The 16,723-nt window shown below is 70.6% G+C and carries 12 protein-coding genes; 8 read left to right on the top strand and 4 right to left on the bottom strand.

Going from position 1 to position 16,723, the window contains the following annotated elements:
* Nucleotides 1–1,699: beta-galactosidase family protein (locus E2651_RS29705; RefSeq protein ID WP_135334338.1), on the bottom strand; the 1,699-nt coding region annotated here is incomplete at its 3' end.
* Between the two features lie 147 nt (nt 1,700–1,846).
* On the opposite strand from E2651_RS29705, the gene E2651_RS29700 reads away from it, so the two are divergent.
* The 5 genes from E2651_RS29700 (at nt 1,847) to E2651_RS29680 (ending at nt 8,716) form a co-directional block, all read left to right on the top strand.
* Nucleotides 1,847–2,755 (top strand): AraC family transcriptional regulator, encoded by a 909-nt coding sequence (locus E2651_RS29700; protein ID WP_135334337.1) that lies wholly within the window; start codon nt 1,847–1,849, stop codon nt 2,753–2,755.
* Nucleotides 2,756–2,766: 11 nt separating this feature from the next.
* Nucleotides 2,767–3,105: a chorismate mutase gene (locus tag E2651_RS29695; protein ID WP_135334336.1), complete on the top strand. Its 339-nt coding sequence runs from the start codon at nt 2,767–2,769 to the stop codon at nt 3,103–3,105.
* Nucleotides 3,106–3,178: 73 nt separating this feature from the next.
* The gene (gene pepN / locus E2651_RS29690) at nt 3,179–5,689 is read left to right on the top strand and encodes an aminopeptidase N (protein WP_135334335.1); all 2,511 of its coding nucleotides are present in this window, start codon (nt 3,179–3,181) and stop codon (nt 5,687–5,689) included.
* Nucleotides 5,690–5,894: 205 nt separating this feature from the next.
* Nucleotides 5,895–7,289 (top strand): aminotransferase class V-fold PLP-dependent enzyme, encoded by a 1,395-nt coding sequence (locus E2651_RS29685; protein WP_135334334.1) that lies wholly within the window; start codon nt 5,895–5,897, stop codon nt 7,287–7,289.
* Nucleotides 7,286–8,716: a SidA/IucD/PvdA family monooxygenase gene (locus E2651_RS29680; RefSeq protein WP_135334333.1), complete on the top strand. Its 1,431-nt coding sequence runs from the start codon at nt 7,286–7,288 to the stop codon at nt 8,714–8,716. The genes E2651_RS29685 and E2651_RS29680 overlap by 4 nt, the downstream gene beginning before the upstream one ends.
* Here E2651_RS29680 and E2651_RS29675 read toward each other — a convergent pair.
* Nucleotides 8,706–9,116 carry a hypothetical protein gene (locus tag E2651_RS29675; RefSeq protein WP_135334332.1) on the bottom strand — a complete coding sequence of 137 codons (411 nt, stop codon included), beginning with the start codon at nt 9,114–9,116 and terminating at the stop codon, nt 8,706–8,708. The two genes, E2651_RS29680 and E2651_RS29675, sit on opposite strands and share 11 nt — an antisense overlap.
* A 104-nt stretch (nt 9,117–9,220) precedes the next feature.
* Between E2651_RS29675 and E2651_RS29670 the strand changes: the two genes are divergently transcribed.
* Complete coding sequence (locus E2651_RS29670) at nt 9,221–10,402, top strand: SGNH/GDSL hydrolase family protein (RefSeq protein ID WP_135334331.1); 1,182 nt, start codon at nt 9,221–9,223, stop codon at nt 10,400–10,402.
* Nucleotides 10,403–10,449: 47 nt separating this feature from the next.
* Here the strand turns inward: E2651_RS29670 and E2651_RS29665 are convergent, their stop codons facing one another.
* Nucleotides 10,450–12,252, bottom strand: coding sequence for a 5'-nucleotidase C-terminal domain-containing protein (locus E2651_RS29665; protein ID WP_135334330.1), 1,803 nt, complete (start codon nt 12,250–12,252; stop codon nt 10,450–10,452).
* Nucleotides 12,253–12,411: 159 nt separating this feature from the next.
* Here E2651_RS29665 and E2651_RS29660 point away from each other — a divergent pair, with 159 nt between their 5' ends.
* Together E2651_RS29660 and pyk are read left to right on the top strand one after the other, a co-directional pair.
* Nucleotides 12,412–13,119, top strand: coding sequence for an SIMPL domain-containing protein (locus E2651_RS29660; RefSeq protein WP_135334329.1), 708 nt, complete (start codon nt 12,412–12,414; stop codon nt 13,117–13,119).
* Nucleotides 13,120–13,276: 157 nt separating this feature from the next.
* Entirely contained in the window at nt 13,277–14,722 is a 1,446-nt protein-coding gene (gene pyk, locus E2651_RS29655; RefSeq protein ID WP_135334328.1) for a pyruvate kinase, read from the top strand.
* Between the two features lie 17 nt (nt 14,723–14,739).
* On the opposite strand, the gene E2651_RS29650 is transcribed toward pyk, so the two are convergent.
* Nucleotides 14,740–16,653 (bottom strand): alkyl sulfatase dimerization domain-containing protein, encoded by a 1,914-nt coding sequence (locus E2651_RS29650; protein ID WP_135334327.1) that lies wholly within the window; start codon nt 16,651–16,653, stop codon nt 14,740–14,742.
* Nucleotides 16,654–16,723: the final 70 nt, after the last annotated feature.

Raw genomic sequence — 16,723 nt, 5'->3', positions numbered from 1 at the left:
CCTCATTGGCCCCCTCCCGCAGCACCGGCCCGGGAACGTACAGCGAGGCCTGCGGGCCCACCGCCCAGTACCGGCCCAGGTTGAAGCCGTTCACCCACACGAACCCCCGCGTCCAGTCGGGGAGTTCGAGGGACGCGTCCCCGGGGGAGCGGACCTCGACGGCCCCCCGGTACAGGCCGGGGCGCCCCGCACCCGCCTCCCCCGCAGCCGGAACGCCCCGCACAGCCGACGCCACATCGAACGCGTCGAGCCGCAGCCCCCGCGCCCGCACTCCGTGCAGATACTGCCGCTCGTGCAGGATCCCCCCGGTGATGCCCTTCGTCTCGCCCGTCCGGGGCCCGTAGTTGACCCTCCCCAGGGACTCCACCCACAGCTCCACGCGCGCGTGCCCGGCGACGGGCTCGGGGAGGGTCGGGGCCTCCTCCGTGAGGACACCGGCCCGCGCCCCGTCGACGTACACGACTGCCACATCGCGAAGCCCCCGCACGGAAAGGGGGTACGGCTTGCGCGGCCCCGGCACGGTCAGGGCGTAGACGGCCAGGCCGCGGTCGATGTCCAGTTCTTCGAAGGTGGGCGGCACAGCGCGCTCCACTACAGGGCCGCCAAGCGACGCCATGACGGCGGACAGCGGGGACCACTCCCCGAGCTCCGCCGCGACCGGCGCACCCAGCGCCGGCGGCTGCTCGGGAAGCTCCGGCAGCGGGCCGTCCGCGTACGGCGCGAGGACCTCCCTGAACGCCCAGAACTTGGGAGTCGGGCGGCCGAATTCATCGATCGGCGCGTCGTAGTCGTACGACGTGACGTCGGGTTCGAGCGCGCCGTCGTGCAGCGCGCCGCCGCCCCGGTTCGCGCCCGCCCAGCCCGCGAAGTTCGTACCCCCGTGTGCCATGTAGAGGTTCACGGAGGCCCCGCACTCCAGGATCTCGCGCAGCGCGGAAGCCGCGTCCGCCGCGTCCCGTACGACGTGCTCCGCGCCCCAGTGGTCGAACCAGCCGCACCAGAACTCCATGCACATCAGCGGCCCCTTGGCGCGGTGCCTGCGCAGGGTCTCGAAGGCGGTCCGCGCCCCCGAGCCGAAGTTGGCCGTCGCCAGGACGCCGGGGACCGAGCCGCCGGTGAGCATGTGGTCCTCGGGGCCGTCGGAGGTGAAGAGGGGGACGGTCACGCCCGCCGCGTGGAGGAGGTCGGTGAGGTGGCGCAGATAGAGCGCGTCCGAGCCGTAGCTGCCGTACTCGTTCTCCACCTGCACCATGATCACGGGGCCGCCCCGGTCGTGCTGGCGGGCCACGACTTCCTCCAGGAGCCGGTCGAACCAGCGGTCCACGTACTCCAGGTACTCCTCGTCACGGGTACGCGCGCGTGCCCCCACGGCGCCGGTCACCCAGTGCGGCAGGCCGCCGTTCTCCCACTCGGCGCAGATGTACGGTCCTGGCCGGACGATCGCCCACAGGCCCGCCTCCTCGGCGGCGTCCAGGAAGCGGCCGAGTGCCTGGACGTCGTGGTACTCGCCGGGGTGCGGCTCGTGCAGGTTCCACGGGACGTACGTCTCCACGCAGTTGAGCCCCATCGCGCGCAGCATCGCAAGGCGGTGCCCCCACTGTGCCTCGTGCACCCGGAAGTAGTGCAGCGCCCCGGAGAGCAGCCGTACGGGCCGCCCGTCCAGCTCGAAATCGTCCTCGCCCACCCTGAACTCGGCCATCACTTCCCTCTCGCTCACTTACTGCTCGCCACGATCACCTCTGGCGGGCGGCAGGGTCCATGGACAAAGATCTAGGCGGGTTGGACGCAGCGGACGCGGTGGACGCAGCGAGTGCGCCAGCGTGCGGGACGAAAGGGGCACCAGCGGATGTATCACACATGGATGCGGTATTTCACGCCGAGCCCGGCCCACCACAAGCTCGGCCTGGCCTGCCTGGGCGTCGGACTGCAGCACGGCCTGCTGCCGACCGTGGGCCCGCGCACCCTCGACCACCATGTCGCCGTCGTCGTGAGCGCGGGCGGCGGCTGGTTCCAGGGCGCCGACGGCAGGCGTACGACGGTGACGGCGCCGGCGCTGATCTGGCTCACCCCAGGGGTGCGCCACCACTACGGGCCCGACCCGGAGAGCGGCTGGGACGAGTGCTTCGTCGACTTCACCGGCCCCGCGACGGCGACGTACACCGAACTCGGCTACATCGAACCCACCCGGCCCGTGGTGCCGCTCTCCGACGCCGCGGGGGCGCGCGCCGCCGTCGGGCGCATCGCGCGCGCGGCACGGCGCGGCAATCCGCTCCTGGAGGTCGAGACCGGCGCCGCCGTTCATGAGCTCCTGGTCGCTCTGCGCCGGGCCCGCGCCGACATCGCCCCCGACGGCGATCCTGTCCTGCAGGCCCTGGCCCGCGACGCCTTCCAGCCACTTTCCGTCGCCGAGCACGCGGCACGGCACGGCATGACCCCCGCGGAGCTGCGCACCGCCGTCCGCCGCGGGGCGGGCTGCAGCCCCAAGGACTACCTCCTGGGGATCCGCCTCGGCCGGGCCAAGGAGCTGCTCGCCGCCACAGAACTGCCGGTCGCGGCCGTCGCACGCCGGGTCGGGTACGACGATCCGGCGTACTTCTCGCGGCTCTTCACCCGGCGTGTGGGCATGGCGCCCGTCCGCTTCCGCGAGCAGCAGGGGCGCGCGGTTCCCGGCGGCTGGTCGCAGCAGATACCGGACCCCGACCACCCACCCATTTTGCGCTCTTCCGGCGTCGGCGGCGGTGGAGCGGCAACGTAGGCTCGTGAACCATGACCACCAGCCACAACACGACCGACGGAAACGGATCCGGGGCGACGGACGAGGCCGTGCGCGCCGAGCTGTCCCGTCTGCGCGACAGCATCGACAACATCGACGCGGCCGTCGTCCACATGCTCGCCGAGCGTTTCAAATGCACCCAGCAGGTCGGCCACCTCAAGGCCAACCACCAGCTTCCGCCCGCCGACCCGGCCCGTGAGGCCCGGCAGATCGAGCGCCTGCGCGAACTCGCGGAGAACGCGAAGCTGGACCCGGCGTTCGCCGAGAAGCTGCTCAACTTCATCATCGCCGAGGTCATCCGCCACCACGAGACGATCGCCAAGTCCGCGTAGCCGAGCAGCGCGGGGCTGCACCGATGTTCCGGCGGCCCGCCCCGTTGTCGGCGTCATCGGGCAGCATGGACCCATGTCCGTACTGACGCGCGACGAAGCGCAGACCCGAGCCCAGCTCATCGACGTCCACCGGTACACGGTCGAGCTCGATCTGACCGTGGGGGACGAGACCTTCGACTCCCGCACCGTGATCCGGTTCAGCGCGCTCGCGGCCGACGGGGCCGCCGGGGCCACGGTGGACACCTTCGTCGAGCTCAAGCCCGCCGAGCTGCGCTCCGTCACCCTCGACGGGCGGCCCCTCGACCCGGCGGGCCTGGACGGGAACCGCCTGGCGCTCACCGGACTCACCGAGGGCGAGCACGAACTGCGCGTCGACGCGGCCATGCGCTACTCCCGCACCGGCGAGGGCATGCACCGCTTCACCGACCCCACGGACGGCGAGACGTACGCGTACACGCAGCTGTTCATGGAGGACGTACAGCGCGTCTTCGCCGCCTTCGACCAGCCCGATCTGAAGTCCGTGTTCGAGCTGACCGTCACCGCGCCCGAGGGCTGGACGGTCCTCGCCAACGGCGTCACCGAGCACGTGGGCGGCGGCATGTGGCGGGCCGCGGCCACCCCGCTGATCTCCACGTACCTCGTCGCCGTGGCGGCAGGACCTTGGCACTCGGTGCGCACCGAGCACCGCGGGCTGCCCTTCGGCATCCACTGCCGCCGCTCGCTCGCGCCCTTCATGGACGCCGACGCCGACGAGCTCCTCGACATCACGCGCGCGTGCTACGACCGCTACCACGAGAAGTTCGAGGAGCCCTACCCCTTCGACTCCTACGACCAGGCGTTCGTCCCGGAGTTCAACGCGGGCGCGATGGAGAACCCCGGGCTCGTCACCTTCCGCGACGAGTTCATCTACCGCTCCGCGGTCACCGACACCGAGCGGCAGACCCGCGCCATGGTCATCGCCCACGAGATGGCCCACATGTGGTTCGGCGACCTCGTCACCCTGCGCTGGTGGGACGACATCTGGCTCAACGAGTCCTTCGCCGAGTACATGGGCTTCCAGACCACCGCCGAGGCCACCCGCTTCACGGACACCTGGACAGACTTCGGGGTCGCCCGCAAGGCCTGGGGGTACGACGCCGACCAGCGCCCCTCCACCCACCCCGTCGCGCCCGACCCGGACGCCGTGCCCGACACCGCGTCCGCGATGCTCAACTTCGACGGCATCTCGTACGCCAAGGGCGCATCCGCCCTGCGCCAACTCGTCGCCTGGCTCGGCGAGAAGGACTTCCTGGCGGGCATCAACACCCACATCGCGCGCCACAAGTTCTCGAACGCCACCCTCGCCGACTTCATCGAATCCCTCGCCCACAACACCGACCGCGACGTGCACGGCTGGGCCGAGGCCTGGCTGCGCACCACCGGCGTCGACACGCTCACCTCGTCGGTCGGGCACGACGCCCGCGAGTGGACCCTCACCGTCGACCGCGAGGGCAGCCGCCCGCACCGCATCGCCGTCGGCGTCTACGACCGTGACCTCTCCGGCGGCCGCGGCCTCGTGCTGCGCGAGCGGTACGAAACGGATGTCCCGCACTCCGGGGCCGCACAGCCGCGCGACGGCGGGCGCCCCGTCCTGATCGTCCCCAACGACCAGGACCTCACCTACACCAAGATCCGCCTCGACGAGGTCTCCCGGGACACCGCGTTGCGCGGCCTGTCCGGCGTCCCCGACGCCCTCACCCGCGCCGTCCTGTGGAACAGCCTGCGCGACCTGGTCCGCGACGGTGAACTGCCGGGCGCCGCCTACGTGCGGGCCGCCCGCGAGCACCTGCCCGAGGAGACCGACCTCGCCGTCGTCCAGGGCGTCCTCACCTTCGCCACCGCTCAGGTCGCGGGCCGCTACCTCCCGGCCGATGAGCGGTCCATCGCGCTCACCACCCTCACCGAGCTGTGCCGCGACCTGATCCGGCGCACGGAGGACGGCTCACACGCGGGCCTGCGGCTCACCGCCGTACGCGGCTTCATCGACGTGGCGACGCGGCCGGACCCGCTCCAGGAGTGGCTCGCCGAGGGCACCGTGCCCGGCGGCCCCGAACTCGACCCCGAGCTGCGCTGGCGCGCCCTGACCCGCCTCGCCGTCCTCGGCGCCGTCGACGAGTCCGCGATCGCCGCCGAGCTGGAGCGCGACCCCAGTGCCGCGGGGCAGGAAGGCGCGGCCCGGGCCCGCGCGGCGCTGCCCGACCCGGAGGCCAAGCGGCAGGCGTGGGAGGCGATGTTCGCCACCGACGACCTCTCCAACTACCTCCTCACCGCCACCGCCCAGGGCTTCTGGCACCCCGAACAGGCCGATCTGGTCCGGCAGTACATCCCGCGCTACTTCGAGGACGCGGTAGCCGTCGCCGCCCGCCGAGGCCCCGCCATCGCCGACGTCGCGGGCCGCTGGGCCTTCCCCACCTCCGCGGTGGACGCCGAGACACTCCGCTTGGGGGAGGCGTGCCTGCGCGAGGCGGACCCGATTCCGGCGTTGCGCCGAAAGCTGGCAGATCAACTGGACGACTTGGCGCGGGCGCTGAGGGTGCGGGGGTAAAGCGGGGGGCGCCCCGCAGGGGCGCGGGGAACTGCGCGAGCAACCACGAAGCACCCGCAGAGCACCTAGCACCCCACATCCCCCCAACACCCTTTCTCCGCACGGCAGTACCACTTTCGGGTTCGTATCGTCAGCTCTCCGGGCGTGCCGTGCGCGCGGCGTACAGGCTGGTGCCCCGCCCGCGCGCACCCGAAGGACGTCCCCCATGAGCACTCCGCCGCCCCTCGCCGGAGGCGTCCAGGGACCCGCCGCGCTGCGGCCGCTGCTCGCCGTCACCCTGGACGCCCTGTACGACGGGGCCGTCGCGCGCGGCGGGCCGCTGCCCGGCGGTGGCCCCGCCGTCGTCGCCCGGCGGGTGCGCGAGGCCACCGGCGACGTACTGCCCGCGCGCGGCGAAGGCGCCGAAGCGGCCCTGAGCGTCCTGGTGCAGGCCGTCGCCGCGGGGGCCGCCGACCCGGCCGACGCGCTGTGCGCGGCCCATCTGCACTGCCCGCCGCTCGCGCTCGCCGTCGCCGCCGACCTCGCCGCGTCCGCGCTCAACCCGTCCATGGACTCCTGGGACCAGGCCCCCGCGGCCTCCGCGATCGAGACCCTGGTCACCCGCGCCATCTCGGCGGAGCTGTACGGCGCCGAGCCCGCGGGCGACGCCCTGGTCACCACAGGCGGCACCGAGTCCAACCAGCTCGCGCTGCTCCTGGCCCGCGAGCACACCATCGCCCACGGCCCCGTGCACGTCCTCGTCGGCGAGAACGCCCACCACTCGCTGCCCCGCGCCGCCTGGCTCCTCGGCATGCCCGAACCGGCCGTCGTCCCCGCACCCGCCGGCACCCTCGACCCGGCCGCGCTCGACGAGGCGCTCAGCCAGCTCACCGGCCCGCCCGGCTCGGTCCTCGTCGCCGCCACCGCCGGCACCACCGACGCCGGACTCATCGATCCCCTCGACGAGATCGCCGACCTGTGCGCCGACCACGGCGCCCGCCTGCACATCGACGCCGCGTACGGCGGAGGGCTCCTCTTCAGCGACGTACGAAGAGAACTCCTGCGCGGCATCGAGCGGGCCGACAGCGTCACCCTCGATCTGCACAAGCTCGGCTGGCAGCCCGTCGCCGCCGGGCTGCTCCTGGTCCGCGACCCGCGGGACCTCGGCATCCTCGGCCACCACGCCGACTACCTCAACGCCGACGACGACACCGAAGCGGGCCTCCCCGATCTCCTCGGCCGTTCCCTGCGCACCACCCGCAGGCCCGACGTGCTCAAGATCGCCGTCACCCTCAAGGCCCTCGGACGGGACGGCATCGGCGCTCTCGTCGACCAAGTGTGCGCGCAGGCCGAGGAGTTCGCGGATCTTGTCGCCGCGCACCCCGGCTTCGAGCTCTACGACCGGCCCGCCATCAGCACCGTCCTCTTCCGGCCCGCCGGCGCCGACGACGAGCACATCGCGTACGTCCGGCGGCAGCTGCTCGACGAAGGCGGCGCCGTCCTCGGCCGGGCCGGGCTCGACGGCCGCCGCTGGCTCAAGGCCACCCTGCTCAATCCGTACACCCGGCCCGGCGAACTCGCCGAGATCCTGAAGCTCGTGGAAGGAACCACCCCCCGATGACCGGCCAGAACGCGCAGCCCACCCCACCGCTCACCACGCCCGACGAACCCCGGGACCTGGTCGGCATCGGCATCGGCCCCTTCAACCTCTCCCTCGCCGCGCTCGCACAGCCCCTGGCCGGTCTCGACGCCGCCTTCTACGAACAGCTGCCCGGCTTCCACTGGCACCCGGGGCTCCTCATCGAGGGCGCCAGCCTCCAAGTCCCCTTCCTGGCCGACCTGGTGACCCTCGCCGACCCGGCAAACCCCTGGTCCTTCCTCAGCTACCTGAAGACCCGTGAGCGGCTCTTCCCCTTCTACTTCGCCGAGCGGTTCCACATCCAGCGCGCCGAGTACGACGCCTACTGCCGCTGGGTCAGCGAGAACCTGCCGGGACTGCACTTCGGGCACCAGGTCGACGCCGTGCGCTGGAACGCCGAACGGGCCCTCTTCGAAGTCGACTTCACCCAGCTGGACGCGGAGGGAGAGGCCGAGGCGCTCGGCCGGACATACACGAGGAACGTCGCCATCGGCGTCGGCACGGCACCGCACATCCCCGAACCCCTCAAGCCCCTCGCGGACGCCCCCGCCGTGCCGGTGATCCACTCCTCGGACTATCTCCTGCACCGCGACCGCCTGCTCGACGCCGAGCACATCACCGTCATCGGCTCGGGCCAGTCCGGCGCCGAGGTATTCCTCGACCTGCTGGGGCGCCGCCCCGTGGGCGCCGAGAAGCTCCACTGGCTGGCCCGCACCGAGGCCTTCGCGCCCATGGAGTACTCCAAACTCGGCCTGGAACACTTCACGCCCGACTACACCCGCTACTTCCACGCCCTGCCCGAAGCCGTCCGCGACGGCCTCGTCCCGCACCAGTGGCAGCTGCACAAGGGCATCGACGCCGACACCATCGCCGCCATCCACGACGAGCTCTACCAGCGCACCCTGCACGGCGGCTGGCCCGACGCCGTCCTCACCCCCGGCGTCAGCGTGCGCACCGCGGGCCGCGTCGCCACCACCCGTGTCGAGCTCCACCTGGAGCACCTCCAGCAAGGCACCCGCTCCCGCCTCACCACCGACGCCGTCGTCCTGGCGACCGGCTACCGCGAGCGCCCCCTCGACCAACTCCTCGGCGGGCTCGACGCGTTCATGCGCAGGGACTCCGCCGAACGGCCCCGCGTCGACGAGCGGTACCGCCTCGTCCTCGATCCCTCCGTCACCGGCCACGTCTACGTCCAGAACGCCGAGCGCCACACCCACGGCGTCGGCGCCCCCGACCTCGGCCTCGCCGCCTGGCGCAGCGCCACCATCCTCAACTCCGTCACGGGCAAGGACCCATACCCGCTGCCCGGGCGCACGGCGTTCACCAGCTTCGGGCTCCAGGAGCCGCAGGGCCGCGACGCGGGCGCGATCGGGGAGCAGCGGGGCAATCTCGTACGCCTCAAGAACTGAGCTCTCCCACCGGCGCCACGGCCTTCCGCGTCCTCGGGCAGGACCACACCGCCACGCCCTTCACCACCCCGGCCTCCAGCGGATGGGAGTCGGGGTGAGTGGGGCACTCGGGCCAGGTCGCGGGCTTCAGAGCCGCGCACAGCTCCTCGACGGCCCATCCCTGGACCTGGTCCGCGAGATCCGCCACCTGCTCGGCGGGACTCTGCCACCCGGATACGGAGACGCCCTGGCCCGAGCCACCCGCCGCGCAGAGCATGATCACGTCCTCGCCGAGCCCCATGAAGTCCCGCTCCTCATGGACGACCGGCCGCACGGCGCACGTGGCCCTCACGTCCCGGAGCACGACGTCGAGCGCCGCCGCGAGTGCCCTGTCCTTGAGATGTACGAGCTGGTCATCCATGCACGCGATTGTGCGCCGCCGGCCGCCGTCACGTCGCGTAAATATTCCCCGAAATCGGGCCGTTGTTGCGAAATACTCCGTCCCACCAGGAGGTTGGGGCGATCATGACTACGAACTCCACCGCATCCTGGACCGCCGCCTTCCGCTCCGCCGTCGTCAGCCCCCACGAGACCATCGACCTCTTCGAACTCCGCGGCTTCGCCGGCCAGACCGTACGCCAGATACTCCGCCTCGACGGTGGAGGCGCCGCCGTACGCGTCCGGCTGACCAACCGCTACGGCAAGGAGCCCCTCCACATCGGCGGCGCACGCCTCGCCATCCGGACCAAAGGCAGCGGCATCGATGCCGGCAGCGATACGCCGGTACGCGTCGGCGGGGCCGAGGACTTCACCGTCCCCGTGGGCGAAGAGGTCATCAGTGACCCGGTCGAGCGTGCCGTGGCCGCCGGTGACGAACTGGCCCTCAGCCTCTGGCTGCCGGACGACACCGGGCTCTCCACCTACTCGGCGGTGCCCCTCAGGACCGGCTACGCGGTCCCCGGCAACGCCCTCTCCGCGACGAGCTTCGACGGCATCGACGGCCTCGAAGAGCTGGCGACCCGTCACTTCATCACCGGCGCCGACGTCCTCGCTCCCGCCGGTACCGCCATAGCCGTCGCCTTCGGCGACTCCTGGTTCGAGGGCACAGGCACCACCCCGGACACCGACCGCCGCTTCCCCGACCTGCTCAACCAGCGCCTGCGCGACAGCGGAAGCAACGGCTGGGTGGTGAACCAGGGGCTCTCCGGTAACCGGCTGCTGACCGACGAGATCGGCGAGCGCGCCCTGGCCCGCCTCGAACGCGACGCCCTGGACGTGCCCGGCGTCACCCACGTCCTGGTCCACTTCGGGGTGAACGACCTCGGCATACCCGGCCAGGAGGCCTACCCCGCCACCGCACCCGTGCCCACGGCCGAGGAGCTCATCGCGGGCTTCACCGCCCTCGCCGATCGGCTGCACGCGGCGGGTCTGACCGCCATCGCGACCACCGTGGGCCCCTACAAGGACACGATCTTCGAGGGCTACTCCACCCCCGAGGGCGTGGCCGTCGCCCGCGAGGTCAACGACTGGATCCGAAGCGGCGAAAGCCCCTTCGACGCCTACGCCGACCTCACCGCCGCCGTCGCGGACCCGGCCGACCCCGACCGGATCCACGACGACTACGACAGCGGCGACGGCCTGCACGTCAACGACGCGGGCGCGCGGGCGCTCGCCGACGCCGTCGACCTGGCACACCTGAAGCTGTAACCGCTCAGAGCATCATGGCGTACCTGAAGCTGTAACCGCTCAGAGCATCAGAACACCGGAGTCCCGTCCCGGGTCAGCTTCCAGTCCACCGACGCGAACTGGCCCGGGTCGACCGTCCCCTTCGCCCGCACCCACTGGATGATCGTGTTGCGGATCTCGTCCGAGTTCGCCCACAGCTGCTTGGCGCCCGCGATGTGCGGGAAGTTCCCGCCGCCGCTGGCGCGGTAGTTGTTCACCGCGAGCACGAACTCGGCCTTCGGGTCGAGCTCCTTGCCGTCGAAGCTCAGCTTCACGATGCGGGAGCCCGCCGCCTTGGCGATGTCGATCTCGTACGTCACGCCGTACAGCGCGTCGTAGTTGTAGTCCGGGATGTTGTCCGCGTTCGTCAGCTTCGCCGGGTCGACCGGGCCGCCGGCCGCCGTCTGCACGAAGTAGCGGGCCGAGAACTCCAGGTACTCCTTCAGCTGCGCGCCCGTGACGAGCCGCGCCTCCAGGGTGTTCTCGAACGGATAGAGGCCCGCCGCGTCCTTGATGGTGATCTCGCCCTGCGGGATCTTCGCCGTGCGCGAGAAGCACGAGGCCTGGGAGAGCACGGGCAGCGCCGCGTACCGGCCGCCCTTGAGCGCCTCCCTGACCGTCTCCGCCTGGACATGGTTGATCAGGTCGATGATCGCGACATCCTTGTACGGGCCTTCGGCCGTGCTCATCGCCTGCGTCGACATGCCGATGACCTGGTTGACGTACGCGACGACCTTCTTGTGCTCGTCCGCGAGCAGCTTGGTGACCTTCGCGTCCTCCGCCGCCGTATGGGAGTTGAGGACCTGCGCGCCCACCTTCTCGACCGTCCAGCGGCCCTTCGACCACACCAGATCGAAGTCGAAGAGGGTGAGCCGCTGGCCCCACTTCAAGGGCTCGGAGAGGACGACCTTCTTGCCCGTCTCCTTGTTCTCCACGAAGTACTCGGCGATCTCCGTGTGCGCGTGCCCGACCAGGATCGCGTCGATCCCCGGCACCTGCTCGGCGACCAGACCGGCCGCGTTCTCGATGTACGGCAGCTGGTCACCGTACGAAGAGGTGCCGCTGGAACCGGAGTGCGCCGAGACGATCACGACGTCCGCGCCCATCGAGCGCAGCTTCGGCACCCACTTCGCCGCCTGCTCCTCCAGGCCCGGGAACGTCATTTTCCCCTGGACATTCGCCTTGTCCCAGATCGCGATGCCGGGGTTGGTCAGACCGAGGACGGCGACTTTCACGTCCCGGCCGTGCGGAGTGCGCAGGCGCTTCATGAAGTACGGCGGGAAAGCGGGCCTCTGCGTCTTCGCGTCGAGCGCGTTCGCGCCCAGCAGCGGGAAGTCGCACTGCTCCTCGAACTTCCGGAGGACCGGAATGCCGTAATTGAATTCGTGATTGCCGAGCGCCGCCGCGTCGTAGCCGATGCCGTTCATCGCCTGCGCCATCGGATGGACCGGGCCGCGCTCGGCGGTGATCGGGTCGATCTTGGCGTAGTAGTACGAGAGCTGGGTGCCCTGAATGGTGTCGCCCGCGTCGATCAGGAGCGTGTTGCGGCGGCCTCTCTCCTCGCGGATCTCGTTCACGAGGGTGGAGATCTTCGCCAGGCCCACGTCGTTGTGGTCCTTGTCGTCGAACTCCTTGTCCGTGAAGTAGTCCCAGTTGAAGACGTTGCCGTGCAGGTCCGTGGTGCCCATGACGGTGAACGAGTACCGCTTCGTCCGCTTGGCGGGCTTCCCGGGGGCCTGCGCCGTCGCGGACGGCGCGGCGGCCACGCCCCCGGCGAGCGCCACCCCCGTGGCTGCGGACTTCCCCAGGAACTTCCGGCGGTTCAGCGGCATTTCGTGCTCCCCTTGGTCGACCGATGTAACGCGCGTAGATTCTGTCCCCGACCACACCACCGGCAACAGACCCCGCAGGTTTCGATCCGGTGACTGTCCGGCGCCGCGCGCCGCGTCCGATGACTGTGCGGTGCGGCGGACCGGTGCGAGAGTGGCCGCATGGATGACACGACCACCCCCACTCCGTACGGCACCCCCGACGCCCCGCGGCTCGCCGTCAAGGGCGAGGCGCACCTGGAAGTCGACCCCGAGATCGCCCGCATCGGCATCACCGTGAGCGCGCGCGGCAGCGACCGGCGCGACGCCCTGAACGACCTGACGCGGCGCAACGCCGCCGTCCTCGACCTCATCAAGTCGTACGGCGACGCGGTGGAGAAACTGGAGACCGGGGCCTTCTCCATCACCCCCGAACTCACCAAGCGGGGCAAGGGCGAACGCGTCCGCACCTACCACGGGCGGGTCACCGTCACCGCCGAGCTCACCGACTTCACCGCACTCGGCGAACTCACCACGCGCATCGCCGACTTGGAGCTGACCCGGGTGGACGGGCCGTGGTGGTCGCTGCGGCCCGACTCGCCCGCCCACCGCGAAGCCCGCCAGCAGGCGGTCAAGGAAGCGGTGCAGCGGGGCCGCGAGTACGCCCAGGCGCTGGGAGCGGGGCTCGCCGCCCTGCTGGAGCTCGCCGACATCGGCGCGGAGAACGCGGCGCCGTACGGCTACGGGGGAGCGCCGGCCATGCGCTCGGTCGCGTACGGCGGCGCCGCCGACATGGCCCAGGAGGCGGCGCCCCTGGACCTCGAACCCCAGCGGCAGCGCGTCTACGCACAGGTCAACGCACGCTTCACGATGACGCCGCCGCAGCTGTAGCCACGGAGGTCGTCGACATCGCGGGGCGCCCGGTAAATCGCTCATCGGAGCAGCGCCCCGCACAATTCAACACTTGTCAATAACCCTTCACGCAAAGGTTGTTGAGTAGTCATGCCCAGCCAATTCTCTACCCGCCGGTAAGGCCTAGGGTCGAACCATGCGCCGAGCAAAAATCGTTTGCACCCTGGGCCCCGCCACCGACTCGTACGACCAGATCAAGGCACTGGTCGAAGCCGGAATGGACGTAGCCCGCTTCAACCTCAGCCACGGCACCTACGCCGAGCACGAGGAGCGCTACCAGCGCGTACGCAAGGCCTCCGACGAGAGCGGCCGCAGCGTCGGCGTCCTCGCCGACCTTCAAGGCCCGAAGATCCGCCTCGGCCGCTTCAGCGAAGGTCCCGTACTTCTCGAACGGGGCGACGAGTTCACCATCACCGTCGAGGAAGGCGTCCAGGGCGACCGCCAGACCTGCGGCACGACCTACAGCGGCCTCGCCGAGGACGTCACCCCGGGCGAGCGCATCCTCGTCGACGACGGCAAAGTGACCCTGGAGGTCACCGCGGTCGACGGCCCCCGCGTGACGACCACCGTCGTCGAAGGCGGCATGGTCTCCGACAACAAGGGCCTCAACCTCCCCGGCGTCGCGGTCTCCGTGCCCGCCCTCTCCGACAAGGACGAGGCGGACCTGCGCTGGGCCCTGCGTTCAGGATTCGACGTCATCGCCCTGTCCTTCGTACGCAGCGGACGCGACATCGAGGACGTCCACCGGATCATGGACGAAGAGGGCCGCAGACTCCCCGTCATCGCCAAGGTGGAGAAGCCACAGGCCGTCGAGAACATCGACGACATCGTCGCCGCCTTCGACGGCATCATGGTCGCCCGCGGCGACCTCGGCGTCGAAATGCCCCTCGAGCAGGTGCCGATCGTCCAGAAGCGCGCCATCAAACTCGCCAAGCGCAACGCCAAACCGGTCATCGTCGCCACCCAGATGCTCGACTCGATGATCGACAACTCCCGACCCACGCGCGCCGAGGCATCCGACGTCGCCAACGCCGTCATCGACGGCACGGACGCGGTGATGCTCTCCGGCGAGACCAGCGTCGGCAAATACCCCATCGAGACGGTCCGCACGATGGGCCGCATCGTCGAAGCGGCGGAAGAGGACATCCTCGCCAAGGGCCTGCCGCCCCTGACCGAACGCAGCAAGCCCCGCACGCAGGGCGGTGCGGTGGCCCGCGCGGCCGCCGAGATGGGCGACTTCCTCGGCGCCAAGTTCCTCGTCGCCTTCACCCAGTCCGGCGACACGGTCCGCCGCCTCTCGCGCTACCGCTCACCGATCCCGCTCCTCGCCTTCACCCCCGACCGGGCGACACGCTCACAACTCAACCTCACCTGGGGCGTGGAGACCTTCCTCGGCCCGCACGTCGAGTCCACCGACGCCATGGTCAACCAGGTCGACGAGCTGCTCCTCAAGATCGGCCGCTGCGAGCGCGGCGACATCGTGGTCATCACGGCGGGCTCCCCGCCCGGCGTCCCCGGCTCGACGAACCTCGTCCGCATCCACCACATCGGCGAGGACGACACCGGGGACACCCCCAAGTAGCCGCTTTTCCATCGCCCCTACGGCGTGACGATGGCGAAAGCCGGATCCGGCTTGTCCACCACGCCGAGCAGATCGGACAGCAGCGAGGCATCACCCTCCACCTTGATGTCCCCGAGCCCCCTGCCACCCAGCATGGCGAGCAGCTGAGGCTTGGTCATGGTGAGGGTGACGCCCGCGCCCGGACTCTTCTCCTTGTCGCTGCGATACGTCAACACACCGTTCCGCAGCGCCAGATGCCAGACCATCCCGAGCGCCGGAAGACTCCAATCCATCCGCAGCTTCAACTCCCACGCCCTGGGGCCGTTCACCCGGACCGCCACGGAGTCGATCAACTGATCCACCGACAGAGCCATCAGCATGTCCGCGCTCGTCACGGACGCCAGGGAGTCCCGCACACCCTCACGCAGCTCCTGGGCACCCACCAGATAGAAGTTCCGCCACACAGCGTTCTCCGACGCCTGCCCCAACTTGACATACAGCTCGGCGAGTTCGGCCTTGGCCACCTTGTACCCGGGGTCGGCGAACACCACATGATTGAGCAGCGTCACCGCGAACCGCAGATCCCCGCTCCCCGCGAACGCCTTCGCCTTGGCGACCGTCGCCGTGCGGCCCCCCATCGCCTTGACGTACCGCTTGGCCTCCTCGACCGGCGGATGCTCCCACAGGTGCGCGGGGTTGGCGTCGAACCAGCCCATGTACCGCTGATAGATGCCCTTCACGTTGTGGCTGAGCGAGCCGTAGTACCCACGGTTCGCCCACACCCCGGCGAGCGCGGGCGGCAACTCGATCTCCTCGGCGATCTCCCGGCCCGTCATCCCCGCATTGATCATCCGCAGCGTCTGGTCATGCATGTACGCGTACAGATCCCGCTGCTGCTCCAGCAGTTCGACGATCGTGTCGCCACCCCACGTCGGCCAGTGATGCGAGGCGAAAGCGACATCCACCCGCCCCTCGAACAGCACCACCGACTCGTCGAGATACCGCGCCCACTGCCGGGCATCCCGCACCTGCGCGCCACGCAACGTGATGATGTTGTGCATCGTGTGCGTCGCGTTCTCCGCCATGCACACGGCACGCAGGTCCGGGAGCACGAAGTTCATCTCCGCGGGCGCCTCGGTCCCCGGCGTCATCTGGAACTCGAACCGCACCCCGTCGACCGTCTCGGTCTGCCCGGTCTCCGTGATGCCCTTGGTCGGCGGTATCAGCCCGATCGACCCGACGGAAACGGTCTGCCCGAGCCCGCAACCGATCTGCCCGGAAGGGGACTTGGGCAGCAGCGCCCCGTACATATAGCCCGAGCGCCGCTGCATCGCCGTACCCGCGTACACGTTCTCGGAGATCGCGTGCTCCATGAACCCGTCGGGCGCCAGGATCGGAACGCCGCCCTCGGATCCGGCCGGCAGCACACCGCGGCAGCCGCCGAAGTGGTCGACGTGGGGGTGGGTGTAGACGAGCCCGGTGACCTTCTTCTCGCCCCGGTGCTCGCGGAACAGCTTCAGCGCGGCGGCCGCGGTCTCCGCCGAGATCAGCGGATCGACGACGACGATCCCGGTGTCGCCCTCGATGATCGTCATGTTCGACAGATCGAGGCCGCGCACCTGGTAGATCCGGTCGGCGACCTTGTAGAGGCCCTGCTTCGACACGAGCTGGGACTGCCGCCACAGGCTCTTGTTCGCGGTCTTGGGCGCGTCCTTCTTCAGGAAGTCGTACGCGTCGTTGTCCCAGACGACATCGCCCTTGGCGTTCTTGACGACACCGGGTACGAGGGCGGCGATGAACCCCCGGTCGGCATCGGCGAAGTCGTCTCCGCCCTTGCTCGTTCCTTCGCGGTCGATCGCGGAAGCGGTGTGAGGGTTCAGGGCCACGGCCGCAGCGGCGGCACCCGCGGCGGCGACGACGAAACTGCGCCGGTTCAGGGGAGGGGGAGTCATGCGGCCGAAGATCGCAGCGGGGTGCGGGGCGGTCAAGGAATCGGCAGGGATTTGGGGCAGCTCCCAGGGT

The sequence above is a fragment of the Streptomyces sp. MZ04 genome (assembly GCF_004684775.1).
Taxonomy (GTDB): domain Bacteria; phylum Actinomycetota; class Actinomycetes; order Streptomycetales; family Streptomycetaceae; genus Streptomyces.
This window is presented reverse-complemented; position numbering and strand designations above follow the sequence as displayed.